Source organism: Amycolatopsis sp. Hca4 (assembly GCF_013364075.1).
Taxonomy (GTDB): domain Bacteria; phylum Actinomycetota; class Actinomycetes; order Mycobacteriales; family Pseudonocardiaceae; genus Amycolatopsis.
The window spans coordinates 760,874-786,038 of record NZ_CP054925.1; the positions used below are offsets into that span (position 1 = coordinate 760,874).

18 protein-coding genes and 1 pseudogene are annotated in these 25,165 nt (G+C 71.5%); 8 read left to right on the forward strand and 11 right to left on the reverse strand.

Features of this window, described 5'->3' with window-relative positions; translation table 11 throughout:
- The 5 genes from HUT10_RS03080 to HUT10_RS03100 all read right to left on the reverse strand — a co-directional run bounded on the left by HUT10_RS03080 (position 1) and on the right by HUT10_RS03100 (position 10,560).
- Positions 1 to 2,385 carry a SpoIIE family protein phosphatase gene (locus HUT10_RS03080; protein ID WP_176169771.1) on the reverse strand — a complete coding sequence of 795 codons (2,385 nt, stop codon included), beginning with the start codon at positions 2,383 to 2,385 and terminating at the stop codon, positions 1 to 3.
- Complete coding sequence (locus tag HUT10_RS03085; RefSeq protein WP_176177643.1) at positions 2,382 to 6,941, reverse strand: HAMP domain-containing protein; 4,560 nt, start codon at positions 6,939 to 6,941, stop codon at positions 2,382 to 2,384. Before HUT10_RS03085 ends, HUT10_RS03080 begins: the two co-directional genes overlap by 4 nt.
- Before the next feature lie 335 nt (positions 6,942 to 7,276).
- Entirely contained in the window at positions 7,277 to 8,248 is a 972-nt protein-coding gene (locus HUT10_RS03090; RefSeq protein WP_176169772.1) for a magnesium transporter CorA family protein, read from the reverse strand.
- 29 nt (positions 8,249 to 8,277) lie between these two features.
- Positions 8,278 to 10,125 carry a prolyl oligopeptidase family serine peptidase gene (locus HUT10_RS03095; protein WP_176169773.1) on the reverse strand — a complete coding sequence of 616 codons (1,848 nt, stop codon included), beginning with the start codon at positions 10,123 to 10,125 and terminating at the stop codon, positions 8,278 to 8,280.
- A gap of 15 nt (positions 10,126 to 10,140) precedes the next feature.
- Entirely contained in the window at positions 10,141 to 10,560 is a 420-nt protein-coding gene (locus HUT10_RS03100; RefSeq protein ID WP_176169774.1) for a DUF6292 family protein, read from the reverse strand.
- Between the two features lie 195 nt (positions 10,561 to 10,755).
- On the opposite strand from HUT10_RS03100, the gene HUT10_RS03105 reads away from it, so the two are divergent.
- The 7 genes from HUT10_RS03105 to HUT10_RS03135 all read left to right on the forward strand — a co-directional run bounded on the left by HUT10_RS03105 (position 10,756) and on the right by HUT10_RS03135 (position 16,598).
- A complete protein-coding gene (locus HUT10_RS03105) occupies positions 10,756 to 11,196 on the forward strand; it encodes a DUF6292 family protein (RefSeq protein WP_176169775.1) in 441 nt (146 codons plus the stop codon).
- A complete protein-coding gene (locus HUT10_RS03110; RefSeq protein WP_176169776.1) occupies positions 11,193 to 11,738 on the forward strand; it encodes a DivIVA domain-containing protein in 546 nt (181 codons plus the stop codon). The genes HUT10_RS03105 and HUT10_RS03110 overlap by 4 nt, the downstream gene beginning before the upstream one ends.
- Positions 11,739 to 11,817: 79 nt before the next feature.
- The gene (locus tag HUT10_RS03115; RefSeq protein WP_176169777.1) at positions 11,818 to 13,200 is read left to right on the forward strand and encodes an FAD-binding oxidoreductase; all 1,383 of its coding nucleotides are present in this window, start codon (positions 11,818 to 11,820) and stop codon (positions 13,198 to 13,200) included.
- A gap of 11 nt (positions 13,201 to 13,211) precedes the next feature.
- Positions 13,212 to 14,477, forward strand: coding sequence for a class I SAM-dependent methyltransferase (locus tag HUT10_RS03120; RefSeq protein WP_254896633.1), 1,266 nt, complete (start codon positions 13,212 to 13,214; stop codon positions 14,475 to 14,477).
- A 100-nt stretch (positions 14,478 to 14,577) separates the two neighbouring features.
- Complete coding sequence (locus HUT10_RS03125) at positions 14,578 to 14,781, forward strand: cold-shock protein (RefSeq protein ID WP_004558414.1); 204 nt, start codon at positions 14,578 to 14,580, stop codon at positions 14,779 to 14,781.
- Between the two features lie 278 nt (positions 14,782 to 15,059).
- On the forward strand, positions 15,060 to 15,995 hold the full coding sequence (locus HUT10_RS03130; protein WP_176169779.1) for an acyl-CoA desaturase: 936 nt from the start codon (positions 15,060 to 15,062) through the stop codon (positions 15,993 to 15,995).
- Positions 15,996 to 16,052: 57 nt separating this feature from the next.
- A complete protein-coding gene (locus HUT10_RS03135) occupies positions 16,053 to 16,598 on the forward strand; it encodes a polysaccharide deacetylase family protein (RefSeq protein ID WP_176169780.1) in 546 nt (181 codons plus the stop codon).
- On the opposite strand, the gene HUT10_RS03140 is transcribed toward HUT10_RS03135, so the two are convergent.
- Positions 16,588 to 17,604 (reverse strand): endo-1,4-beta-xylanase, encoded by a 1,017-nt coding sequence (locus tag HUT10_RS03140; RefSeq protein WP_254896634.1) that lies wholly within the window; start codon positions 17,602 to 17,604, stop codon positions 16,588 to 16,590. The genes HUT10_RS03135 and HUT10_RS03140 overlap by 11 nt on opposite strands.
- Positions 17,605 to 17,684: 80 nt before the next feature.
- Here HUT10_RS03140 and HUT10_RS03145 point away from each other — a divergent pair, with 80 nt between their 5' ends.
- Entirely contained in the window at positions 17,685 to 18,755 is a 1,071-nt protein-coding gene (locus tag HUT10_RS03145; RefSeq protein WP_176169781.1) for a LacI family DNA-binding transcriptional regulator, read from the forward strand.
- A 137-nt stretch (positions 18,756 to 18,892) separates the two neighbouring features.
- Here the strand turns inward: HUT10_RS03145 and HUT10_RS03150 are convergent, their stop codons facing one another.
- The 5 genes and pseudogenes from HUT10_RS03150 to HUT10_RS03165 form a co-directional block, all read right to left on the reverse strand.
- Positions 18,893 to 21,241 carry a glycosyl hydrolase 115 family protein gene (locus tag HUT10_RS03150; RefSeq protein WP_254896635.1) on the reverse strand — a complete coding sequence of 783 codons (2,349 nt, stop codon included), beginning with the start codon at positions 21,239 to 21,241 and terminating at the stop codon, positions 18,893 to 18,895.
- Between the two features lie 101 nt (positions 21,242 to 21,342).
- Positions 21,343 to 21,927: pseudogene (locus HUT10_RS52040) on the reverse strand (twin-arginine translocation signal domain-containing protein); the annotation flags it as partial.
- 15 nt (positions 21,928 to 21,942) lie between these two features.
- Positions 21,943 to 22,767: a carbohydrate ABC transporter permease gene (locus HUT10_RS03155; RefSeq protein WP_176169782.1), complete on the reverse strand. Its 825-nt coding sequence runs from the start codon at positions 22,765 to 22,767 to the stop codon at positions 21,943 to 21,945.
- Positions 22,767 to 23,738, reverse strand: coding sequence for a carbohydrate ABC transporter permease (locus HUT10_RS03160; RefSeq protein WP_176169783.1), 972 nt, complete (start codon positions 23,736 to 23,738; stop codon positions 22,767 to 22,769). Before HUT10_RS03160 ends, HUT10_RS03155 begins: the two co-directional genes overlap by 1 nt.
- Entirely contained in the window at positions 23,735 to 25,033 is a 1,299-nt protein-coding gene (locus HUT10_RS03165) for an extracellular solute-binding protein (RefSeq protein WP_176169784.1), read from the reverse strand. Before HUT10_RS03165 ends, HUT10_RS03160 begins: the two co-directional genes overlap by 4 nt.
- Positions 25,034 to 25,165: the final 132 nt, after the last annotated feature.

Consider the following 25,165-nt stretch of genomic DNA (forward strand, 5'->3'; position numbering starts at 1 on the left):
TCAGGACGTCATCACCTCGATGCCGACGACGCAGGTGTCGTCGTCGGTGTCGGCCGTGCTGTAGGTCAGCAGGCGGTCCAGCTGGTGCTCCAGCCCGCCGTCGTGGCCGTCGACCAGGGTGAGGAGGCGGGACACCGAATCCTGGACCGGGCGGTCGCGGCGCTCGATCAGGCCGTCGGTGTAGATCAGCAGGAGGTCGCCCTCGGCCAGCTGGAGCTCGTCCTCCTCGTACGTCACGTCGCGGACCGCGCCCAGCAGGGAGCCGCGGATCAGGGGCAGCGTCGTGGCCGTGCCGTCGCTGTGGCGGACGATCGGGGGCAGGTGACCCGCCCGGGCCCAGCGCAGCTTGTGGTCCGCCGGGTTGTACACGGCCGTCACCGCGGTCGCCGTGACGTGGTCGGTCAGGTGGTAGGCCACCAGGTTCAGCCAGGTCAGCAGCTGGGCGGGCCCGGCGCCGGTCGCCGCGAGGCCGCGCAGGGCGTTGCGGAGGCTCACCATGCCGGTCGCCGCGTCGATGCCGTGGCCGGCGACGTCGCCAACGCACAGCAGGACCTCGCCGGTCGGCAAGGCCACCGCGTCGTACCAGTCGCCGCCGACCAGGTGCTCCTTCTCCGCGGGCCGGTACCGGACCGCCGCGCGCAGGCCCGGCATGTCGATCGGGCCCTTGGCCGGCGGCATGATCGCGTGCTGCAGCTGCAGCGCGAGCCGGTTGCGCTCCATCGCCTGCTGCTCGGTCTCGGCCAGCCTGTCCCGCGTCGCGGCCAGCGCCACCTCGGTCCAGTGCTGCGACGAGACGTCCTGGTAGGCGCCGCGGACCGCGACCAGCTCGCCGCGGGCGTCGACGACCGGCTCGGCGACCACCCGGATGTGCCGGGCGACGCCGTCGGAACGCTGCAGCCGGAACGCCGTCGACGACGGGCGCTTGTGGTGCAGCACCGCCCGCAGGAACCGGCCGATCGACGGCGCGTCGTCGGGGTGGGCGTTCGCGGCCAGGTCGTGCAGCGACAGCGGCGTGGCGGTGGGCGGCAGGCCGTACAGCGAGAACAGCTCGATGTTCCAGGTGATCGCCCCGGTGACGACGTTCTCCTCGAAGCCGCCGATGCGCCCGAGCCGCTGGGCGTGCTGCAGCAGCACCGCCAGCTTCGCCGCGTCGTCCTGGATGCGCAGGATGAGCAGCACGTTGCCGGCGAAGCGGGTGACGCTGACGTCGGTGAGCACGGTCAGCGGGACCTGGTCCACCAGCGTCGTGACCGCCATGCTCTCGGCCCGGAACGGCTCGCCGGTGGCGTAGACGCGCTGGATCTTGTCCAGCAGCCCGCTCTCCTCGGCGGCGAGCGGGTACGACTCCAGCAGCCGGGTGCCGACGATCCGGCTGCGCGGCCGTCCGCCCGGGTCGGCGAACCGGACGTTGGCGTGGTGGATGCGGAAGTCGCTGAGCCGGTTGCCACCGTCGACGCACGGCGAGAGCAGCACGGCCGGGTCGTGCAGGCCGTCGATGAAGTCGACCAGCTCGCCGAGGAAGTCGCCGTCCGCGGTCACCGGCGGGACGACACCGTCCCATGTGTCGAGCGTGTGCGCGCACAGCTCGGCCAGCGCTTCCAGCTGACGGCGCTGCCGCCCCGGTTCCGCGGGCAGCGGCTCCGGCCAGCACATCTCGACGACGCCGATGATCCGCCCGCCGGTGCCGGTCGGCACGGTGACCCGGCCGCCGCCGGACAGCGTGTGCTGCCCGATCGACGGCAGCCCAGCCCCCGCCAGCGTGGGGAGCCAGACGGTGTCCCGCGCGAGCAACGCGCTGCGGGCGGGCGTCGCCACGCCGGGCGGGACGTAGCACCAGCGCGTCGCCTCCTCCGCGGAGAACCCGGCCGAGCCGGCCAGCGTCAGCGACCCGTCCGGCCCGGCGAGCCACACCGCGACCGCGGTCGCGCCGAGCGGCCGCAGGGCGTGCTCCAGGATGGACTCCGCGACGCGCTGGGTGTCCCCCGCCGCGAGCACGCCGCTCTCGGCGGTCCGCAACCGCACCGCGACCGACTCTTCGCCTTCGGCGCGGGCCAGGAACTCCTGCGTCACCTCGGTGATCCGGTCCTCGGCCGCCTCGCCGACGACGTCCGCGGCGAACTCCAGCGGCGTCATCCCGGAGCGCTCGGCCAGCGTCTCCAGCTGCTTCGCCGCGTCCGACGGCGTGCAGTGCAGGCGTTCCATCAGCACGCCCTTGGCCAGTTCGATCAGCCCACGGCCGTCGGCGACCGCGTGGGCGTGGTCGACTTCGCCGCGCAGGCGCGCGACGGTGTCGGCGAGCCGGGCGAGGTTGGCCGACACCTCGGCCGGTGGGGGCAGCACGGGGATGATCCGGTCTTCGGCAGGCAACCGATCCTCGCCGATCACGCGGTCACGTGCCGCTTGATGCGGGTGATCAGATCGTCCGCATCCACCGGTTTCGTGACGTAGTCGGTCGCGCCCGAGGCCAGGCTCTTCTCCCGGTCGCCCGGCATCGCCTTCGCCGTGACCGCGACGATCGGGATGCTCGCGTGCTCCGGCATCGCGCGGATCTTCGAGGTCGCGGTGTAGCCGTCCATCTCCGGCATCATCACGTCCATCAGGATCAGGTCGATGCCCGGGTGGGACGCGACCGTCTCGACGCCCTTGCGGCCGTCCTCGGCGTGCAGCACGTGCATGCCGTGCAGCTCCAGGATCCCGGTCAGCGCGTAGACGTTGCGCGGGTCGTCGTCGACGATCAGCACCGTGCGCCCGGCCAGCGTGGTGTCGACGTCGGCCGCCTGCACCGGCCCGGCCGCATCCTCCGGGCGGACCAGCGGCAGCACCGCGCCGGGCTCCTCCGCCGACAGGTGCAGCGCGATCCGCTCGCGCAGCTCGTCCAGCCCCGACAGCACTTCGAGGGACTGCATGTCCGCGCGGGACTGCACCAGCTGTTCGAGCTCGCTGTCGAGCCGCCGGCTGTTGTGTGCGAGCACCGGGACCAGCCGCAGCGCGCTGTCGCCCTGCATCGCGTCGAGGAAGGTGAATGCGGTCCGCTCCGGCAGGTCCAGGTCGAGCACCACGCAGTGGTAGGCGTCGGTGGCGAGCGCGGCGGCCGCCTCCTGCGTGCCGACCGCCGTCACGACTTCGACGTCGGCGGGCGAGAGGCCGATGTCCCGGCTGTCGGCCAGGTCCGCCGCCGCGCTCTCGGCGACGAGCGTCAGCAGGCCGTGCTGGCGTTCTTCGACGACCAGCAGCCGCCGGTGCGGCCGCGGGCCTGCCGCCGGAACGACCGCGCCGGACTCGGCGGGCACGACCGCGGTGCCGGGGTGCTCCCCCGACGGCAGCGGCGCGAAGTCCGGGCGCGCGACCGGCAGCGCGAAGGTGAAGGTGCTGCCTTCGCCCAGGGTGCTTTCGGCGGTGATGACCCCGCCGAGCAGCTGGGCGATCTCCCGGCTGATCGACAGCCCGAGCCCGGTGCCGCCGTACTTGCGGCTGGTGGTGCCGTCGGCCTGCTGGAACGCGCCGAAGATCGATTCGAGCTGGTGCTCGGCGATCCCGATGCCGGTGTCGGTGACCCGGAACGCGACGGCGGGCCCGTGCGCCCGCAGCGGCCGGGGCAGCCGCTCGGGGTCGACCGGCTCGATGTGCAGCTCGATCCCGCCGACCTCGGTGAACTTGACCGCGTTGGACAGCAGGTTGCGCAGCACCTGGCGCAGCCGGGAGTCGTCGGTCAGCAGCTCGGGGGGCGAGCCGGGCGCGACGGTGATCCGGAAGTCCAGGTTGCGCTGCGAGGTCATCGGCCGGAACGTCGCCTCGACGTAGTCGATGAGCTGGCGCAGCGACACCTGCTCCGGGGTGACGTCCATCTTCCCGGCCTCGACCTTCGACAGGTCGAGGATGTCGTTGATCAGCTGCAGCAGGTCCGAGCCCGCCGAGTGGATGATGCCCGCGTACTCGACCTGCTTGGCGGTGAGGTTGCGGGTCGGGTTCTGCGCGAGCAGCTGGGCCAGGATCAGCAGGCTGTTGAGCGGGGTCCGCAGCTCGTGGCTCATGTTGGCCAGGAACTCCGACTTGTACTTCGACGCCAGCGTCAGCTGCTGGGCGCGGGCCTCCAGCTCCTGGCGGGCCTGCTCGATTTCCAGGTTCTTCGTCTCGATGTCGCGGTTCTGCGTGGCCAGCAGCGCCGCCTTCTCCTCCAGCTCGGCGTTGGAGGACTGGAGCTCCTCCTGCCGCGCCTGCAGTTCCTCCGAGCGGGCCTGGAGCTCAGCGGTGAGCCGCTGGGACTCGCCGAGCAGCTCGTCGGTGCGGGCGTTGGCGACGATGCTGTTGACGTTGACGCCGATCTGCTCCATCAGCAGTTCGAGGAACGCCCGGTGCACCGGGGTGAAGCCGTGCACCGACGCCAGCTCGATCACGCCGAGCACCTGGTCCTCCACCACGATCGGCAGCACGATCAGGTTGGCCGGCGCGGTGCTGCCGAGGCCCGAGGAGATGGTGGCGTAGCCGGGCGGGACGTCGTCGACGGCGATCGCGCGGCGGCTGCGGGCGGCCTGCCCGACCAGCGACTGGCCGACCCGGAACCGGATCGCGGGGCCGTCCCCGACGGCGCCGGACTCGGGGTGGCCGTAGGCGCCGACCAGCCGCAGCTCCGGCACCTCGGCGGTGTCGTCGGCCAGGTAGAACGCGCCGTACTGGGCGTTGACCAGCGGGACCAGCTCGTCCATCACCGCGGCCGCGACCACGGCGAGGTCGCGGCGGCCCTGCATCAGGCCGGTGATGGTGGCCAGGTTGGACTTCAGCCAGTCCTGCTCCTGGTTCGCCCGCGTCGTCTCGCGCAGCGACTCCACCATCGAGTTGATGTTGTCCTTCAGCTCCGCGACCTCGCCGGAGGCGTCGACGGTGATCGAGCGGGTCAGGTCGCCCTCGGCGACCGCGCTGGTGACTTCGGCGATCGCGCGGACCTGCCGGGTCAGGTTCCCGGCCAGCTCGTTGACGTTCTCGGTCAGCCGCTTCCAGGTGCCCGACACGCCTTCGACCTCGGCCTGGCCGCCGAGCCGGCCCTCGCTGCCGACCTCGCGCGCCACGCGGGTGACCTCCGCGGCGAACGCGGAGAGCTGGTCGACCATCGTGTTGATCGTGGTCTTGAGCTCGAGGATCTCGCCGCGGGCGTCGACGTCGATCTTGCGGGTCAGGTCGCCCTGGGCGACGGCGGTGGTCACCTGGGCGATGTTGCGGACCTGCCCGGTGAGGTTGTTCGCCATCGAGTTGACGTTGTCGGTGAGGTCCTTCCAGGTGCCGGCGACGTTCGGCACGCGGGCCTGGCCGCCGAGCATGCCTTCGGTGCCGACCTCGCGGGCGACGCGGGTGACCTCGTCCGCGAACGCCGACAGCGTGTCGACCATCGTGTTGATGACGTCGGCCAGTGCCGCGACCTCGCCCTTGGCCTCGACGGTGATCTTCCGGGACAGGTCACCGCGCGCGACCGCGGTGGCGACCTGGGCGATCGACCGGACCTGGCCGGTCAGGTTGGACGCCATGACGTTGACGTTGTCGGTCAGGTTCTTCCAGGTGCCGGACACGCCGCGGACCGTGGCCTGGCCGCCGAGGTTGCCCTCGGTGCCGACCTCGCGCGCCACCCGGGTGACCTCGTCCGCGAAGGCCGACAGCTGGTCGACCATCGTGTTGATGGTCTCCTTCAGCTCCAGGATCTCGCCGCGCGCGTCGACGCGGATCTTCTGGGACAGGTCGCCGCGGGCGACCGCGGTGGTGACCTGGGCGATCGAGCGGACCTGCGCGGTGAGGTTGTCGGCCATGACGTTGACCGACTCGGTGAGGTCCTTCCAGGTGCCGGAGACGCCCTTGACGTCCGCCTGCCCGCCCAGCCGGCCCTCGGTACCGACCTCCCGCGCCACCCGGGTGACCTCGTCCGCGAACGCGGACAGCTGATCCACCATCGTGTTCAGCGTGTCCTTGAGCTCCAGGACCTCGCCGCGGGCGGTGACGTTGATTTTCTGGGACAGGTCGCCCTTCGCCACCGCGGTGGCGACCTGGGCGATGTTCCGGACCTGGTCGGTCAGGTTCCCCGCCATGAAGTTGACCGAGTCGGTGAGGTCGCGCCAGGTGCCGGAGACGCCCTTGACGTCCGCCTGGCCGCCCAGCCGGCCTTCGGTGCCGACTTCTCGCGCGACGCGCGTGACCTCGTCCGCGAAGGAGGACAGCTGGTCCACCATCGTGTTGATCGTGCTCTTGAGCTCGAGGATCTCGCCCCGGGCGTCGACCGTGATCTTCTGCGACAGGTCGCCCTTGGCGACCGCCGTCGTCACCTGGGCGACGTTGCGGACCTGGTCGGTCAGGTTGCCGGCCATGAAGTTCACCGAGTCGGTGAGGTCGCGCCACACGCCGCCGACCCCCGGCACCTGGGCCTGCCCGCCGAGGCGGCCTTCGCTGCCGACCTCCCGGGCGACGCGGGTGACCTCGTCCGCGAACGAGGACAGCTGGTCCACCATCGTGTTGACGGTGTCCTTCAGCTCGAGGATCTCACCGCGCGCGTCGACGTCGATCTTCTGCGACAGGTCGCCCTTCGCCACCGCGGTCGCCACCTGGGCGATGTCACGCACCTGGGTGGTGAGGTTGCCGGCCATGGCGTTCACCGAGTCGGTGAGGTCCTTCCACGTGCCGGACACGCCGGGGACCTTCGCCTGCCCGCCCAGCTGCCCTTCGCTGCCGACCTCGCGGGCGACGCGGGTGACCTCCGAGGTGAACAGCGAGAGCTGGTCGGCCATGCCGTTGAACACCGTGGCGATCTCGCCGAGCAGGCCGTCGGCCCCGCCCGGCAGCCGGATGCCGAAGTCGCCGTCGCGGACGGCGGTCAGGCCGGCCAGCAGCCGGCGCAGCTCCTGCTCCCCGGCCTCGCCCACGCCCGAAGCGTCCGCACCCGCACCCGGGCGCGTCCCTTCGACCATTGCCCCGCTCATCCGCCACCCGTTTCTCCGTTTGCCGGCACCGCGGCACCGTCCCGGTGCCTGCACACCGGGTGGCTCAGCATAGTGCAGCTGCACTATGCTGAGCGGCAACGGTTGAGCAACCAGCCGCGCCGGTGTCCCATTGCGCTTCCAGGCGGTGCTCGAAAGCCTTTCCTTCTGTCACAGGCCATCCGGCCGCATTGACCCGTTCGGCTGAACGCCGTCACGGGGTCCGGTGACGTGCGCGCGGACGCCGTTGCCGCACCTCGTCGCGCCCGGAGGTCGACGTCCACAATGGAGCATCCGGTGTGGACACTCCACTGTGGAGCAATTGCTCAGAGCCAGTCCTTGCGCTTGAACAACGCGTACAGCCCCACCGAAAGCACCAGCACGGCGATGGTCGAGGTCCAGAACCCGCTCGGCGCGCCGTTGCCCGGGTAGGGCACGTTCTGGCCGTAGTACCCGGTCACCGCGGTCGGCACCGCGATCACCGCGGCCCAGCCGGTGACCTTCTTCATGATCAGGTTGAGCCGGTTGCTCTGCAGGTTCAGCTGAGTTTCCCGGACCGTCGCGATCAGCTCGCGCAGCGCCTCGGTCTGCTCCGCCGCCTGCCGGGCGTGGTCGTGCACGTCCTCGAAGTACGGGCGGGTCTGCTCGTCGGCCAGGTGCAGGTCCGGCCGCATCAGGGCGCTGAGCACCTCGCGCATCGGCAGCACGACGCGGCGCAGGGCGGTGAGGCTCTTGCGCAGCCGGAACGACCGGCGCTGCAGTTCCGAGGAGTCCGGCCGGTCGTCGAAGACCAGGTCCTCCAAGGCTACGACCTCGTCGTCGAGGGCCTGCACGGCCTCGTACTGCCCGTCGACGACGTGGTCGAGCAGGCCGTGCAGCAGGAAGGGCACGCCGGTCTTCGCCAGTTCCGGCGCCTGGTCCCAGCGGCGCACGACCGGCTCGATGTCGAAGCCGTCGTCCTTGCGCACGGTCACCAGCGCCCGCGGCGCGACGAAGGCGCCGAATTCCGCGAGGGTGACGTCCCCGGTGCCCGCGTCGAAGCGCACCGCGTAGGCGGCCAGGAACGCGTGCCCGTCGTAGCGGTCGAGCTTGGGCCGCTGGTGTTCGGACACCGCGTCCTCGACGGCGAGCTGGTGCAGGCCGAGTTCGTCCGCGAGCTCGGCGAGGTCCGCTTCGGTGGGCTCGCACAGGTCGACCCACACCGTGGTGCCCGGTTCGGCCAGGAACTCCGACACGTCCGCGACGGGGAAGTCTTCCTTCTGCAGCACGCCGTCGCGGTAAACGCGAGTCCTCGTCATCCTTCCCGGTTACCCCGCGGCGGCCGCGTTCAAGCCAGCCACGCGGAGAACCAGGCACGGGTGCGGTGCAGGAAGTCGAGCTGGTGGCCGCGTCCGCGGAGCGAGTGGCCCTCGCGCGGGTAGACCACGAACTCGTGCTCGCGGTCACCGAGGGCGTGGTGCAGGAGCTCCGCCTGGGAGAGCGGGACGTTCGTGTCGTCCTCGCCGTGCACGATGAGGACGGGGGTCGAGATGCGGTGCGCGTGGGTGATCGGGCTGTTCTCCCGGCCGCCCAGTGCGAGCTCGAACCGGCCGTGCTCCCCGGTCGCGGCGAGCAGCGGCCAGTCGACGACGCCCGCGTTGACGACGGCCGCCTTGAAGCGATCCGTGTGGGCCACGGCCCAGGCCGCCATGAACCCGCCGTGGCTGCCGCCGCCGATGCCCAGCCGGTTTTCGTCGGCGACGCCCGCCTCGACGAGCAGGTCGATCCCGGTGAGGAGGTCGGTGAACTCCGCGCCACCGACGTCGCCGGCGACGCTCGCCGCGAAGGCGTGCCCGTGACCGAGGCCGCCGCGGGGATTCGGGAGGAACACCGCGAACCCGGCGGCGGCCAGCCACTGGCCGTTGCGGAACCAGCCGAGCTGGCACCGGTCGGCGAAGCGGTCGTACGGGCCGCCGTGGACCAGTGTGACCAGCGGGAAGGGCCCGTCGGCGCGGGTCCGGCCGGGCGGGAGGACCAGCAGGCCGTCGAGCTCCAGGCCGTCTCCGGCGCGGTAGGACAAGCGTTCCTGCGTGCCCCAGGGGATGTCCGGATGCGGTCCGCCGAGCCGGCCGAGCGGACCGCCGGGTGGTCCACAGTGGACGGCGTCCGGCTCGGCGGCCGTGCTCCCGACGACGGCGATCCGCCCGCCGCCCGCGCTCAGGTCCTGCAGGCTGCCGGGTGCGCGGCCGAGCTCGGTGAACGTGCCGGAGGCGGGGTCGAGGCACCGGATGGTCGTGTCGAGGCCTTCGGCGAACAGGGCCAGCAGCGCGCCGTCGCCGGACCCGGCCAGTTCGATCGGGCAGACACCAAGCCCGGCGGTGAGGTTCCGGCGCCCGACGGCGTCGAAGACCGCGTTGCCGCCGATCAGGCCGGGCGGGGTGAGGCCGAGGTAGGCCAGGCGCCAGCCGGCTTCGTCCCGCCACCAGGTGAGCGACCCGGCCTCCAGTGCCGGGGTGCCGAGATCTTGCCGGTCACCGGTGGCGGGATCGACCAGGTGGAGTCCGGGGTCGAAGAGCCCGGGCTCCCGATCGGCGACGGACCAGGTCAGCACGGCGAGGGTGGCACCGTCCGGCCGCGCGGCGGCTTCGACGACGTGCCGGGGACCGAGGTCGCCGAGCGGGCGGATGGCGCGGGTCGCGGTGTCGAGGAGCCACAGCCGGCCGGGCCGCTCGACGGTGTCCCAGGTTGGTGTCCCGGCACCACCCGGCCGGACCACGCGCACCCGCGGGTCGGCCGGGCCCGCCTTCTCCTCCGGCGCGACGAGCACCACCGCACCGCTGTCCGGCAGCAGCACGTACTCCCGGATCCCCGGGTGCCGGTCCGTCAGCCGCTCCGGCTCGCCCGCCAGGCCGGCCCGGTACAGCTGCGCGGTCCCGCGGTCGGCCCGGTCCGAAAGGAAGTACACCCACGCGGAGTCGGCCGACCACCTCGGGTCGCGGTCTTCGGCCGCGGCGGCGGCGAACGCACGGGGCGGCTGGGTCCCGTCCGCCGGTGCGAGCCACAGGCCGCTCTCCGGGTGCTCCCCCGCCTGCCCCACCGGCGCACTCGCGGACACGACCCACCGGCCGTCCGGCGAGACCCGGGGCGTCTGCGGCACCATCCGGTCGACCACGGACTCCGCCGTCAGCTCCCCCATGGGCCCAGTCTGGCATCACCCCACGGCGGGGACCATCGCCAGCAGCTGCTCGTGGTCGCCTGCTTCGCGCAGGACCGGGGCCTCCAGGGTGCCCGCGTCCAGGTCGCCCGCGCGGACCGCCGCCAGGAACCGGACCACTGCGCGGGCCTCCGGGAGGACGTCGCCGCCCAGGTAGGTCAGGACCGCCGGGCCGCCGGCGTCTTCGATCGCGGCGGCCCAGCCGTGGACCTCGTCCCAGACGAGGGCCAGGTCGTGTTCCGGGAAGCGGGACAGGCGCCAGTCGAGCGCGATGTAGGCCGCCGCGGGGGTTCCGGTGTCGAGCGTGCAGGACTCCAGGCCCACGCCCACCGCACGGGCCACCACTCCCACGTAGTCGCGCAACCGCCGCTCGAACGAGAACTCCGTGTCGCGCCCGAAGTCGATCAGAATGCTCAACGCCGCCTCGCTTTCCCCGTCCGCCGCGGGATCTTCCGCGGTCGCCCGATCGGGTACCCCGGTGACGCTCCGTTCAATCCCGGCGAACCGGACAGTCGTTGTCGTCCATCCGGCGACATCTCACTTGTCATCGTTTCGATGACATGTTAGAACCGGGGTGTCCGGAGAGACAGGCGAGAAAGGCGACCGACCCCCGTGACCGCATCGATCGAACTCCCGACCGGTTACCAGCACCACCCCGCCGTCCCCGCGCTGCTCGGCTACCTCCGCGAGGTCACCGCCGAGCTCGGGATCGGCCTCGAGTCCTGCACCCTCGACCACGACCGCCCGGTGTCGGCCTACGTCGCCCTCGACAGCAGGCTGCCGCACTACCCCGACCGCGACCTGGCCCTGCTGTGGGACGAGGAGCGCGGCTGGGCGGCGGCGATCGAGACCCACTCGGGCGAGGACCTGATCGTCCTGCGCTACCTGGGCGGCCCCACGGTCGCGCCGTCGCCGCGCCGGGTCGCGCGGTTCGTCGCCGCCCTGCACGCGGACGACCACACCGTGGGACGGCCGGACCCGGTGCGCATCCGGACCGCGGGGGACGCCGGCGCGCTCGCCGCGCTGCTGCGCCGTCCGGCCGTGGCCCGATGACGGCGCCCCTGCCCCTGACCCTGCCCGAGAGCTTTGCGCTGACGTTCCGCGGCTACGACCGCGAGCAGGTCGACGAGCGGATCGACGAGCTGCTCGCCGAGATCCGCCTGCTCACCACCGACCGCGACGCGGCCGTCGCCGAGGCCGAACACCTGGCGCGGCAGCTCGAGCACGCGCGCGCCGAAAACGCGGAGCTGACCGCCCGTGCCGACCGGCTGTGCCGGGCACCGGCCGACCCGGCCGCCGTCGGCGACCGCGTCCGGCACCTGCTCGAACTGGCCCACGCGGAGGCGGACGGGGTCGTCACCGCGGCCCGGGAGCGGGCCGCCGCGATCGTCGGCGAGGCGGAGGAGTCCGCCTCGCGGCGCACCGCGGACGCCCGTGCGCAGGCCGGGCGCATCGTCGAAGACGCCCGGCGCCGGGCCGAGCGGCTCGCGGCGGTCGAGCGGCGCACCGCCGACCGGCTCCGGCGGATCGACGCGTTCCTCGCCGACGCCGAAGCACTGCTCGACGAGCGAACCCCGCTCCGCGCCGTCGCCTGACCCCGCGCACCGATCCCGGCGCCGGGTGTTCGCGGCTCTCGGCGAGCCACCCGGGTCGGCGGTGAGGCAGGATCAAGGCGTGAGCATCGATCAGGCCGGGGCTCCGACCGCCCCGCCGTTCCCCGAGCACGAAGCCCGTGTCGACGCACTGAGACGGCAGCTGACCGCCATCGCCGGAGAGGCGACCGTCCGGCTGGCGAAGCGGACGTCGAACCTGTTCCGTTCCCGCGCCGTGGCCAAGCACCCCGGGCTGGACGTCTCCGGCTTCACCCACGTGCTGCGCGTCGACCCCGGGACCCGCACCGCCGACGTCGAAGGGATGGTCACCTACGAGCAGCTCGTCGACGCCACCCTGCCGCACGGCCTGATGCCGCTGGTCGTGCCGCAGCTGAAGACCATCACCCTCGGCGGTGCGGTGACCGGGCTCGGCATCGAGTCCTCGTCGTTCCGCAACGGCATGCCGCACGAATCGGTGCTGGAGCTGGAGGTGCTGACCGGGGACGGCCGGATCGTCGTGGCCACCCCGGACAACGAGCACGCCGAGCTGTTCCACGGCTTCCCCAACTCCTACGGGACCCTCGGCTACGCGCTGCGGCTGAAGATCCTGCTGGAGCCGGTCAAGCCGTTCGTCGAGCTCCGGCACGTCCGGTTCCACGACCGGGAGACCTACTTCGGCGCGCTGCGGGAAGCCTGCGACAGCGGCGACCACGACTTCGTCGACGGCACGGTCTTCGGCCCGGACGAGCTGTACCTCACGCTCGGCTCGTTCACCGACACCGCGCCCGCGACCAGCGACTACACCTGGCTCGACATCTACTACCGCTCGATCCGGCGCCGGGAGACCGACCACCTCACCGTCCGGGACTACCTCTGGCGCTGGGACACCGACTGGTTCTGGTGCTCGCGCGCGTTCGGCGTCCAGCACCGGCTGCCGCGGCTGCTGCTCGGCCGCCGGTTCCTGCGCTCCTCGGTGTACTGGAAGGCCGTGGCGCTCGACCGGCGGTTCCGGATCGCCGAGCGGCTGCTGAAGCTCCGGCGGCTGCCGCCGGAGGAGACGATCGTGCAGGACATCGAGGTCCCGCTCGCGCGGGCCGCGGAGTTCCTGGACTTCTTCGAACGCGAGATCCCGATCAGCCCGGTCTGGATCTGCCCGCTGCGCCAGCGGCCCGGCGGCGTCCGCTGGCCGCTGTACGAGCTGGACCCCGAGGAGCTGTACGTCAACTTCGGGTTCTGGTCGGCGGTGCCGCTGGACCCGGGCGAGCGTGACGGCGTGCACAACCGGATGATCGAAGCCGAGGTCACCCGCCTCGGCGGGCACAAGTCGCTCTACTCGGACAGCTTCTACACCGAGGACGAGTTCTGGCGGCTCTACAACGGCGACGCCTACCGGAAGCTCAAGCGCGCCTACGACCCGCGCGAGCGGCTGCTCGGCCTCTACGAGAAATGCGTCCGCCGCCGGTGAAAGGAAACAACGTGACCCAGGACAACATCACCGTCGGCGAGGTCTTCGCGCGGCTGCTCGGCCCGCGCGCCGAGGTCTCGATCACCGCCTACGACGGCAGCCGCAGCGGCCCGGCCGACGCGCCGGTGGCCATCGAGGTGCGCTCGCCGCTGGCGCTGGACTACCTGATGTCCTCCCCCGGCGACCTGGGCCTCGCCCGCGCGTACGTGGCAGGCGCCCTCGACGTCACCGGCGACCTCTACACGGCGCTGCACGCGCTGGCCGCCCAGGTCGACCAGCTCACCCCGGCCGACCGGCTGTGGCTGCTGCGCAAGCTCGGCCCGCGGCACCTGCGGCCGGTCAAGCCGCCCGCCGAGGAGCACCCGAGCCGGTTCCGGCGCGGGCTGACCGCGCTGCGGCACTCCAAGCAGCGCGACAGCGAGGCCATTTCCAGCCACTACGACGTGTCCAACCGGTTCTACGAGCTGGTCCTCGGCCCGTCGATGGCCTACACGTGCGCGGTCTTCCCGCACGAGGACGCCACCCTGGAGGAGGCGCAGGCGCACAAGTTCGACCTGATCTGCAAGAAGCTCGGCCTCAAGCCCGGGATGCGGCTGCTCGACGTCGGCTGCGGCTGGGGCGGGATGGTCGCGCACGCCGTCCGGCACTACGGCGTCGAAGCCATCGGCGTCACCCTTTCGCGTGAACAGGCCCAGTGGGCGCAGAAGAACATCGTCGCGCTGGGCATCGCCGACCGCGCCGAGATCCGCCACCAGGACTACCGGGACGTCACCGAGACCGGGTTCGACGCGATCTCCTCGATCGGCCTGACCGAGCACATCGGGGCGCGGAACGTCCCCGGCTACTTCCGCTTCCTGGCCGGCAAGCTGAAGGCGCACGGGCGGCTGCTCAACCACTGCATCACCAACCCGGACACCAGCGTCGCGCACCGCTCGCGCGGGTTCATCGACCGCTACGTCTTCCCGGACGGCGAGCTCGAGGCACCCGGCGAGCTGATGACGGCCATGCACGACGCCGGGCTGGAGGTGCGGCACGCGGAGAACTTCCGCGAGCACTACGCGAAGACGCTGGCCGGGTGGTGCGCCAACCTCGACGAGCACTGGGACGAGGCGGTCGCCGAGGCGGGCGCCGGGCGCAGCCGGGTCTGGGCGCTCTACCTCGCGGCCTGCCGGCTGGCCTTCGAACGCCGGGAAATCGAACTGCACCACATCCTGGGCGTCCGCACCGACAACGAGGGCGGAATGGGCATGCCGCTGCGACCCGATTGGGGAGTTTGACCACCGGGGGTGGCCACACCGGACGGGCAATGGAAGGATGGTGGCGAGACCGGGGGTCCGAACGGGACGCCCAGGCTCACTACAAAGAGTAGGTATTGGTATGGCTCAGGGCAGTGTCAAGTGGTTCAACGGCGAAAAGGGCTTCGGCTTCATCGCGCAGGACGGCGGGGGTCCGGACGTGTTCGTCCACTACTCCGAGATCCAGGGCAGCGGCTTCAAGTCGCTCGACGAGGGTCAGCGCGTGGAGTTCGAAATCGGCCAGGGCCAGAAGGGCCCGCAGGCCCAGCGCGTCAGCGTCATCTGAGCCACGAGGCAGCCTGAGGCCCTCGCCCCGACCAGGGGCGGGGGCCTTCCTCGTTTCCGGCCACACTGCGGATTCACAACGATCAGGTAACGTGAGTGGCGGTGAGAGCACCTCGTACGCCGGCCCCCGCCGGCCCCACTCCCACCACGCGGCCACCGAGGCAGATCACCGGCAGGAGCGGTGACGCGCCCGGTCACCCGCAGCCCCCGACCGCCGGGTGTTCCCGCCCCCGGCCTTCCGCGCCCCGAGCGTGGCGCCGAATCCGAAACGAGTAGTGCATGACCGCCTCCGTGAAGGCAGCCCGTCCGGCCCCGAAACCCGTGCTCGCGGGCAAGCAGACGATCCCCGAGCTGATCACCATCCGCACCTTCCTGCTGGTTCCGTTCCTCGCGCTGGCCGTCGCGGTCCCGGTGTTCTGGGGCTGGGGCATCAGCTGGCTCGACCTGACGATCGCCGCCGCGTTCTTCGTGGTGTCGACGTTGGGGATCACCGTCGGCTACCACCGCTACTTCACGCACGGCGCGTTCCGGGCGAAGCGGGCGCTGCGGATCGCGCTGGCCATCGCCGGCGGCCTGGCGGCGCAGGGCCCGGTGCTCGTCTGGGTCGCCGACCACCGCCGCCACCACGCCTTCTCCGACCGCGAGGGCGACCCGCACTCCCCCTGGCTGTTCGGGACCTCCCCGGTGGCGCTGGTCCGCGGCTTCTGGCACGCGCACATGGGCTGGCTCTTCGGCCGCGACAAGACCAACGTCGACCGGTTCGCCCCGGACCTGGCCGCCGACCGCGACCTCCGCGTCGTCGACCGGCTGTTCCCGCTGTGGGTGGTGCTGAGCCTGCTGCTCCCGCCGCTGCTCGGCGGGCTGCTCACGCTGTCGTGGTGGGGCGCGCTGACCGCGTTCCTCTGGGCCGGCCTGGCCCGGATCTCCTTCCAGCACCACGTGACGTGGTCGGTGAACTCGATCTGCCACATGATCGGCGAGCGCCCGTTCACCAGCCGCGACCGCTCGGCGAACTTCTGGCCGCTGGCGCTGCTGTCGATGGGCGAGTCCTGGCACAACACCCACCACGCCGACCCGACCTCGGCCCGCCACGGCGTGCTGCGCGGGCAGCTCGACGTCTCCGCCAGGGTGATCTGGGTGTTCGAAAAGCTGGGCTGGGCGTGGAACGTCCGCTGGCCGACGGCCAAGCGGCTGGCCTCCCTCGCCGCCCGCTGACCGAAACCCGGGCGAAAGTCCTTGCCCACCGCCGCGGGCCCGCGTGATCTTGGAGCGATGGACACCGTCGCGCTGACCTTCGACGACGGCCCGTACCCCGAGACGACGCCGGCGCTGCTGGCCGCGCTCGGCGGCACGCGGGCGACGTTCTTCCTGTGGGGCGAGCACGCCGCGGCCCACCCGGACCTGGTCCGGGCGATCGCCGCGGCCGGGCACGCGATCGGCAACCACACGTGGACCCACCCGCAGCTGACCACGCTGGCCGACGACGCTGCCCGCGACCAGGAGGTCCGGCGCACGCAGGACCTCCTGACCCGGCTGACCGGGCTCCGGCCGTCGCTGTTCCGGCCGCCCTACGGCGACACCGACGCCGCCGTGGCGTCGGCGATCGCGCACCACGGGCTCACCGAAGTCCTGTGGAGCGTCGACACCCGCGACTGGGCCGGCTGCACCACCGAAGAGATCGTCGCCGCGGCCGGGGACGTGCAGCCGGGCGGCGTCGTGCTGATGCACGAAGGCCGCCCGGCCACCGTGGACGCGGTCCCCCGCATCCTCGCCGCGCTCACCGAGCGCGGGCTGCGTCCCGGTCCGATCAGGGGTTGAGGGCGAAGTACGCCGGTTTCGGGCGCAGGTTCTCGTCGAACAGGCAGGCCGCGCCTTCGCCGGGGAAGACGTCCGGGACCCACGAGTGCCGGTCCGTGAAGCCCCACGTGGTGAACTCGACGCACTTGCGGACCGCGTGGCAGCCGTCCCAGAGCTGCCCGAAGTAGCTCGCCTGGGTGGCGAGCTCGGCCGGGTCGGCCGGGGTCGGGATCCGGACGTCGGCCTCGGTGATCGCGGTCTCCACGCCGATCTTGGCGAAGCGGGCCAGGTTTTCGCGGTACTGGCCGGGGAAGCCGTACTGGATCGACAGGTGGCCCTGGATGCCGACGCCGTCGATCGGCACACCCTGCCGCCGCAGCGTCTTCACCAGGTCGTACACCGCGTCGCTCTTGGGGTTGATCCCTTCGATGTTGTAGTCGTTGATGTAGAGCTTCGCGTGCGGGTCGGCCGCGTGGGCCCAGCGGAAGACGTCGGCGACGAAGCCGTCGCCGAGCTTCTGCCGGAAGACCGTGTCACGCCGGGTGCCGTCCTCGTTGAAGATCTCGTTGACGACGTCCCAGGCGCGGATCTTTCCCTTGTACCGCTTGACTTCCGTGGTGATGTGGTCGCGCAGGACCCGGCGCAGCTCGTCGGCGGGCAGCGCCCCGACCCAGTCCGGGAGCTGGGAGTGCCAGACCAGCGTGTGGCCGCGGACGGTCTTGTGGTGGGTCCGCGCGTACTCGACGATCGCGTCCGCGCCGGACCAGTCGTACTGGCCGCGCACGGCTTCGACCGTGCCCCACTTCATCTCGTTCTCGGGCGTCACGTTGTCGAATTCGCGGGTGAGCACGGCCCGGTAATCGGTTTCCGAAGCGAGGTACGCCGCCGCCACCGCACTACCGACGTAACGGTTCGTGGTGTATTGCAGCGGCGTGTGCGCGGATGCCGCAGGCGCCTGCCACACCGCAATACCCAGAGTGGCCGCCACCGTCAGCAGGACCCGTTTCTTAGGAATTCTTCCCGGCATCTTCATCCTCCACGAGACAATGGTGTTCCGAAACTTTCCAACCGTTTCAATTCAGGTTTCGATGACCTAGAATCTCCGTCATGACAACGAAGTCTGACGAGCTCGAGCCGACCGAGACCCGGGTGACCATCGCCCGGATCGCCGCCGAGACCGGTGTCTCCGTCCCGACAGTTTCGAAAGTGCTGAACGGCCGCCCCGACGTCGCCGAAAGCACCCGCGCCCGCGTCGAAGCCGTCATCGGGAAATACGGGTACCGGCGGCGAGCCGACGAACGTTCCCGCCGTTCCCGGCTGCTGGAGCTGATGTTCCACGAACTCGAAAGCACCTGGGCTCTCGAAATCATCCGCGGTGTCGAGTGCGTCGCCCGCGAAAACGGAATGGCGGTGGTGCTCGCGGACTCTTCCGGCCGCCACACGCCCGGGCAGAGCTGGCTGGAGAGCGTCCTCGCCCGGCGGCCCGTCGGCATCGTTTCGGTGTGCTCGGACTTCACCGGCGGGCAGCTGGCGAAGCTGAGGGCCCGGGACATCCCGCTGGTGGTGGTCGACCCGGCCGGTGCGCCGGGACCGGAGACGCCCTCGATCGGAGCGACCAACTGGCAGGGCGGGCTGACGGCCACCCGGCACCTGATCGAGCTGGGCCACCGCCGGATCGCGATGATCGGCGGGCCGGAAGGGGTGCTGTGCAGCCGGGCCCGGATCGACGGGTACCGCACGGCACTGGAGACGGCCGGCCTGGCGTTCGACCCGGCGCTGGTGCGCCGCGGCGACTTCCACGTCCGGGCCGGTTACCGTGAACTGGCTTCACTGCTCACCCTCCCGGACCGGCCGACGGCGGTGTTCGCCGGCAGCGACCTGCAGGCACTCGGCGTGTACGAGGCGGCTCGTGACGCGGGTCTGCGCATCCCGGACGACCTCTCGGTGGTGGGCTTCGACGACCTGCCGATCGCCCGCTGGCTGACCCCGGAGCTGACCACGGTCCGCCAGCCCCTGCAGGAGATGGCGGCGGCCGGCGCCCGGCTGGCGATTTCGCTGGCCCGCGGCGTGGACCCGGAGAGCCACCGCCTGGAGCTGGCGACCAGCCTGGTGGTCCGGCACAGCACGGCGGCACCGGCCCACCGGGGCTACCGGGTGCTGACCGGCGGAGCGAGCTAGGACACGGAGCTGATCCACGGCCGGCGGGCGCGGCGCCGGCTGTCGTTCAGCCACCTCCGGGCGCCGGAATCGTCGGTGCCCGCCGGTAGAGTGGAAAACGGGGGGCGCCCCCGGCGGGCGGTGTCCCGTCGCCGCTCTCACCACGGCCACCGGGTGCTCTCCGGCGGTCCCAGGTAGCTCGCCCGCAGTCCCCCGGTGTCGACCACCAGCTTCTGCACGATCACCGCCGGGTCGACCATCCAGAACTTCAGCACGTGCGGGCCCGGTGCCCCGATCACGTGCCGCGTCGCCGTCAGGTTCACGTTGTCCGACGTCGTCCGCTCCCACTGGCGGTTCATGGCCGTGTCGTCCGCGCCTGTCGCCGTGGTGATGTTCACGACCTGCGGCTCGGCGTCGTCGAACGCCACGGCGTACCGCAGCCCGTCGCCCTGGAGCACGTTGCTGCGCGGGGACAGGAACGCCCACACCGTCACCGGCCCGGTGGTGAACAACGTCATCCGGTACTCCAGGCGCGGCCCCGTCCCCGGTGCGCGGCTCGCCGCCGTCACCGGGAACGGGGTCATCCCCGCGCCGGTCCGTCCGAGGTCCGGGATGCGCCGCCAGCCGACGTCCGCCGTGCCGACGTTGGCGCTGCAGTGCTCGGCCTCCATCGACACGTACCCGCCGGCCTCGATGAATCCCCGCCGCCACCGGGGCGGCAGCTGCGGGTTGCGCACGACGGCGTCCACCGCGACCGAACTCCCCGCGCCCGACACCGTGATCGGCACGGTCGTGGTGCCGGCAGGCACCCGCGCCCAGTCGATCCGCACGGTCATCCGCAGCTCCTCCTCCACGCGGCCGCCCCGCGGCTCGACGAGCACCCACGGCGCGCCCGTCGTCACGGTGCAGCGGAACGGCGTCCGGCCCCGGTTGAAGACGTCGACGTACTGCGGTGGTGCGCTCTGGTACGGGCTGAACTCCGGCAGCACCGGCCGTCCCGCGGCGCCCGGCCACGCGTCCGCCGAGCCGTCGACCGCGACCCCCAGCGACGCGGCGGCGGGCAGCTCGAGGCGTTTCACCGCCGGGAAGATGACGTCCGGCAGGGCGACGTTGTCCTTCTCCGGCTGCTGCCACGGCGCGTTCGGGCCGTAGCGCTCGACGTCGCCGTAGTCGATGTGCGGCTGGGTCTGGAAGCCCTTCCACTTCCCGCCGGCGATGCCGGTGTTGTACTTCTCCGCCAGCGCCAGGTCGTCGGCGAAGCGGGCCTCCGTCACGGCGGCCAATGCGTTCGCCGAAGCCCGGCCCTGGGCCGCGTACAGCAGGTTGGTGAACTCCGCGCGCCGCAGCGCGTACAGGTTCGCCGTCGCCTGGGTCGCGTACTGCACCAGCTCGTAGTAGGCGTCCTGAAAGGCTTTCGGCAGCCGCGCGCCGATCTTCAAGGCCCGCTGCGCGAGGTCGTGCCACTCGTCGGTGACCCGGTCGAGCTCCCGGTAGCCGACCAGGCTGAACGGCGTCATCCGGTCGTCGTAGGTGATGGTGCCGGCGGCGTCCACGGTGATGCGCCGGTTGAGCAGCTCGGGCTTGCGGCGGGACTGCAGCCGCCCGTAGTCGTGCAGCACCCCGGCGATCTCCGCGGCCAGGGCCGCGCCGAAGTTCTCCGCGGCGAACTGCCGCTCCCATGTGGACAGCCGCTCGGCCGGCAGCGCGGCGGGATCCCAGGCGTAGTCGAGGAAGAACTGCAGCGGCAGCTCGTTGCCCTTCATGTCCCCGACGTTGGCCACCCACAGCCGGTCGTTGCCGTAGGCGTACGCCTGGTGCAGCTGCTCCCACGTGTTCGCGAGCAGCGCGGTATCGACCCACTTGTAGTTGCGGCCGCCGCCGACGTAGTCGAAGTGGTAGTAGAGCCCGTACCCACCCGGGTGCGGTGGCAGCGAGAGGTCGGGCATCTTGCGGATGTTGCCCCAGTTGTCGTCGGTGAACACGACGATGACGTCGTCCGGCGGGCGCAGGCCCTTGGCCCAGTACCGCTGGACTTCCTTGTAGAGCGTCCAGACCTGCGGGACGTCCGTCGAGAGCTCGCGCGCCAGGATCTCCCGCTCGGCGGCGATGATCTCCTGCATCAGCTCGATGCCGTCGCCGTCGGGCAGGCCGACGTCGCCGTTGCCGCGCATGCCCAGCGTGACGACGCCTTCGAAGTCCTCGCGGGCCATCCGGCGGATCCCGTCGGTCCAGTAGGCCTTGATGGCCTCGCCGTTGCGGCGGAAGCTCCACTCCCCCGTGCCGCCGTACGGGTCGTGGCCCGGGGTGGTGATGGTCCCGGCCGCGTCGCGGACCGCGGGCACCGCGTGCCGGTTCCACTCCTCGATCCCGCGCATCATCGGCGCCTCGTGCGAGGTGCCCATGACGATGCCGTACTCCTTGGCCGTGGCGTGGTTGAGCGGGTCGTCCTCGGCGAACGCCCGCCCCCACACCGCCGGCCAGAGGTAGTTGGCCCGCAGCCGGAGCATGGTCTCGAAGACCTTGGCGAAGAAGAGGTGGTTGAAGCCGTTCGGGAACCGGGCGCCTTGCCGGGCCCGAAGAAAGCCGGGGCCCAGGTGCCGAGGGCGGGATTCTCGTCGTTGATGAAGAACCCGCGGTACTTGACGTGCGGGGTGCCGAGGCTGAACCGCCCGCCCGGCAGGTGCAGTTCCGCCTGCCGCCGCGGCGGCACGTCCGCCCACCAGTACCAGGGCGAGACGCCGATGCGCCGCGACACCTCGTAGACGCCGTAGATCACCCCGCGCTGGTCGCTGCCGGTGAGCACCAGGCGGCCGTCGACGACCTGGCTCAGCGACGTCTCCCACTTCCCGGCGATCCCGGTGACGTCGAGCTTCCCGGCCGCGACCAAGCCGTCGACCAGCGGGCTGTGGCCCAGGGTGCCGACCACGACGACCGGGCCCCGCGCCGGCACGACGTCGAACGACACCGCGGGCCGCACACCCGTGACGCGCTCGACGTCGGCCGCCAGGTCGGCTGCGACCCGCCGCACGCCGGGGAGATCACCCGAGCCGACCACGATCGTCGCGGCCTTTCCCCGCGACACCAACGGGAAACCGGTTCCCGCCTCGGCGAGGCCCGGCGCGGCTACGGACCCGGCCGCACCGGCCACGGCGAGTAGTTGCAGGAAGGTACGACGATGTACCTCGGACGGCACGGGAGACCTCCTGAGTCAGCCCTTCACGGATCCGGTCAGCCCGCCGACGATGCGCCGTTCGGCGAGCACGAAGAACGCGAGCGCCGGGATCGCCGACAAGGCCGTGAACGCGAGCACCCTGGCGGTGTCCTGGGAGAACTGGGACTGGAACATCGCGACGCCGAGCGGGAGCGTGAAGTGCCCGGAGTCGTTGAACACCAGCAGCGGCAGCAGGTAGGCGTTCCAGCTGGTCACGAAGGCCAGCACGGCGACCGTGGTCAGCGCGGGCGTCGACAGCGGCAGCAGGATGCGCCAGAAGAACCCGAGCCTGGTGGTGCCGTCGAGCACGGCCGCGTCCTCGATCTCGCCCGGGATCGCGTGCATGAACGGCCGCAGGATCACGATCGTCACCGGCAGCGAGAACGCCGCCTCGGGGATCGCCACCCCCCAGAAGCTCTCCAGCATGCCCAGCTGGCGCAGCCACAGGTACAGCGGCAGCGTCGCCACCGTCAGCGGGAACAGCAGGCCGATGGTGAACAGCGTGTACAACGCCTCGCGGCCCTTGAACTGGTACCGCGAGAGGGCGTACCCGGCCATCGACCCGAGCGCGACCGCGAGCGCGGTCGCGATGACCGCGATCAGCGCGCTGTTGCCCAGGAACGTCCAGAACGCGCTCGAGCCCAGGACCGAGGCGTAGTTGTCGGTCACCCACGGGCCCGGCAGCCCGGCCGGGTCGGAGTTGATCTGGGCGTTGGTGCGGAACCCGCCGAGCACGACGAACAGCAGCGGCACGACCGTCACTCCGACGACGACGATCGCCGCGAGGTAGCCCATCGACAGGCCGAACTTGCCGGAGCGCATCAGCCCACCATCCTGGTCAGGGCGCCCTGGGTGTCGCGGCGGAGCGCGAACCGCTGGTACAGCAGGGCGAACAGGAAGCAGATGACGAACAGGATCACCGCGACCGCGGAGCCGAACCCGAACTCGTAGCGCTTGAAGCCGTGGTCGATCAGGTAGGTCGCCATCGTCGTCGAGGCGTTCGCCGGACCGCCGGTGGTCATGATCCAGACGATGTCGAACAGCTGGAGCGAGCCGATCACCGACAGGAAGATCCAGATCCGGATGGTCGGGCCGAGCAGCGGCAGCACCACGTGCCGGGTCGTCTGCCACGCCGACGCGCCGTCGAGCGCCGCGGCTTCGCGCAGTTCGGCGGGCACGCCCTGCAGGCCGGCGAGCAGCAGGATGATGCCGAAGCCGATGTACTTCCAGGTGATCACCGCGAACAGCGTGTAGAGCACGATGCCGGGGTCGGCCAGCCACTGGTGGACGGCACCGCCCAGCCCCACGGCCTTGAGCACCTGGTCGGCGAACGCGCCCGGCTGCAGCATCAGCGACCAGATGACCGCGGTGATCGCCTCGGACAGCACGTAGGGGGCGAAGACCAGGGCGCGCAGGACGGCACGGCCCTTCAGCTTCCGGTTCAGCAGCATCGCCAGCCCGATCGACAGCGGCAGCTGCACCACGATGGACAACCCGGCGATGATCAGGTTGTGCACGATGGCGCTCTGGAACACCGTGCCGTTGAACGCGTCGGCGTAGTTGTCGAAGCCCACGAAGTCGTCGAGGGCGCCGAAGCCGTTCCACTTGAACAGGCTGTAGAACGCGGCGATCCCGATCGGCACCAGGACGAACCCGGCGAACACCAGCAGGGCCGGGCCGAGCAGCACGACCAGCTCCAGGCGTTTGCCGAGGCCGGAGCGTTTCGCCCGGGCGGGGACCGCCGGCGCGGGCGGCCGCGCCGCCGCCCGCGCCGGAGTCGTCGCCGTGGTCACTTGTTGCCCGCCGCGGCCTGGTTGACGGCGGTCACGATGCCTTCGGGGGTGCCCTGGCCGGCGAACAAGTTGGCCACCGCGTCGTTCAGCGCGGCGCCGACCGCCGTCGGGAACGCCCGGTCGAAGTACATCTGCACGTACGGCGCCTTCGTGCCGTAGTCGTTGACCTGCCGGAGCACGTCGGTCTTCAGCGACTTCGCGGCCACGGCGTTCACCGGCAGGCCGGTCCCCTTCGCGGCGAGCTCGGTCTGCACCGGCTCGCTGACCAGGTACTGCAGGAAGGCCGTGCAGGCCTTGGAAGCACGGGTGGTGCAGGCGAAACCGTCACCGCCGCCGAGCGCGGCCGCCGGGTCGCCCTGGCCGCCCGCCACGGTCGGGAACGGGAACCAGCCGACCTTCGAGTCCAGGTCCTTGTCCTCGGTCAGCGACGACATCGTGCCGGGCTCCCAGTCGCCCTGCAGTTCCATCGCGGCCTTGCCGTTGGCGACGAGACCGGCGGAGCTGCCCGCGCCCTGCTGGGCGGGCGTGCCGGCGAACCCGGTCTGGAACGGCTGCGTGTCCAGGAAGTTCTTCAGGTCCTGGCCGGCCTTCGTCCAGCACGGGTCCTCGAGCTTGACCGCCTTCACCGACTGCTGGAGCACCGCGGTCGAGCATTCGCGGATGGCGAAGTAGTTGAAGTAGAAGGCATCCGGCCAGCGGTCCTTGCCGCCGACGGAGATCGGCGCGATGTTCTTGGCCTTCAGCGCGGTGACGGCGGCGTTCAGCTCGTCCATCGTCTTCGGCGGGGTGGTGATGCCCGCTTGCTGGAACAGGTCCTTGCGGTACCAGAAGCCGACGAAGTGCTGCGTGAACGGCACCCCGTATTGCTTGCCGTCGACCTGCCACTTCTCGCCGAACTTGCCGGTGGCCTGCTCGATCCACGACTTGGTGTCGCCGGTGATGTCGGCGACCTTGCCCGAGGTGATCTGCCCGGCCAGGTCGCCGGCGCCCCAGGACTGGTAGATGTCCGGCGGCTCGGCCGACTGCAGGGCGAGCGGCACCTTCGTGTTGAAGTCCTCGTTCTGCAGTGGCTGGGCCTTGATCGTGACCTCGGGGTGCGCCTTCTGGTAGTCGAGGACGACCTGCGCCCAGACCGACTTGATCGGGTCGGTGGTGCCGTTGTGCCACCAGGTCAAGGTGACCGGGCCGCTCGGCTGCGCGGGGGTTTCGCCTCCACCACCGCTGCACGCGGCGAGCGCGAGCGGGACGACGGCCGCCAGCGCGGCGAGAACGGTCTTGCGGCGTTTCACAAACATCGTGGGTCCACTCCTGACGACTTCGGCCGAGTTGGACGGGGCGGCTTCCGCGCCCGGGTTGGCGAAGAGTCTGCTCCCGGGACAAATGCCGTGTCAATCGTTGTCGATAACGTTTTCTATGGCTAGTCTGAG

Bases quoted from the DNA above. Each gene is read 5' to 3' on its own strand.
- HUT10_RS03125 (WP_004558414.1), top strand. From the start codon at position 14,578: ATGGCTCAGGGCAGTGTCAAGTGGTTCAACGGCGAAAAGGGCTTCGGC.
- HUT10_RS03140 (WP_254896634.1), bottom strand. From the start codon at position 17,604: ATGCCGGGAAGAATTCCTAAGAAACGGGTCCTGCTGACGGTGGCGGCC.
- HUT10_RS03130 (WP_176169779.1), top strand. From the start codon at position 15,060: ATGACCGCCTCCGTGAAGGCAGCCCGTCCGGCCCCGAAACCCGTGCTC.
- HUT10_RS03165 (WP_176169784.1), bottom strand. From the start codon at position 25,033: ATGTTTGTGAAACGCCGCAAGACCGTTCTCGCCGCGCTGGCGGCCGTC.
- HUT10_RS03110 (WP_176169776.1), top strand. From the start codon at position 11,193: ATGACGGCGCCCCTGCCCCTGACCCTGCCCGAGAGCTTTGCGCTGACG.
- HUT10_RS03150 (WP_254896635.1), bottom strand. From the start codon at position 21,241: ATGCTCCGGCTGCGGGCCAACTACCTCTGGCCGGCGGTGTGGGGGCGG.
- HUT10_RS03090 (WP_176169772.1), bottom strand. From the start codon at position 8,248: ATGACGAGGACTCGCGTTTACCGCGACGGCGTGCTGCAGAAGGAAGAC.
- HUT10_RS03145 (WP_176169781.1), top strand. From the start codon at position 17,685: ATGACAACGAAGTCTGACGAGCTCGAGCCGACCGAGACCCGGGTGACC.
- HUT10_RS03155 (WP_176169782.1), bottom strand. From the start codon at position 22,767: ATGCGCTCCGGCAAGTTCGGCCTGTCGATGGGCTACCTCGCGGCGATC.
- HUT10_RS03085 (WP_176177643.1), bottom strand. From the start codon at position 6,941: ATGGTCGAAGGGACGCGCCCGGGTGCGGGTGCGGACGCTTCGGGCGTG.
- HUT10_RS03095 (WP_176169773.1), bottom strand. From the start codon at position 10,125: ATGGGGGAGCTGACGGCGGAGTCCGTGGTCGACCGGATGGTGCCGCAG.
- HUT10_RS03135 (WP_176169780.1), top strand. From the start codon at position 16,053: ATGGACACCGTCGCGCTGACCTTCGACGACGGCCCGTACCCCGAGACG.